At 63.7% G+C, this 259-nt stretch carries 1 pseudogene; it reads left to right on the top strand.

The features are described 5' to 3' along the window. A pseudogene (locus ABE505_RS17105) lies at positions 1–259 on the top strand (IS110 family transposase); the annotation flags it as partial.

Below are 259 nucleotides of genomic sequence, written 5' to 3'. Positions count from 1 at the left end.
AACGCTGCAGGCATTCAGCGAGCTGCTAGCGCGGCGCCGCCAGTTGATGGAAATGTTGGTGATGGAGAAGAACCGGTTGACCCAGGCGACCGGCAAGGACCTCAGGCGCAACCTGCGTAAGCACATCGAGTGGCTGCAGCAGTATCTACGCGCGATCGACGGCCACCTGCGCGATGCGGTCGAGCAGTCGCCGGCTTGGCAGGCCAAGCGCGACCTGTTGGCCGAGGTGAAAGGCGTGGGTGAGGTGACGGTCTTCACG

This window comes from Luteimonas sp. TWI382 (genome assembly GCF_039674545.1).
Classification (GTDB): Bacteria; Pseudomonadota; Gammaproteobacteria; order Xanthomonadales; family Xanthomonadaceae; genus Luteimonas.
This window is presented reverse-complemented; position numbering and strand designations above follow the sequence as displayed.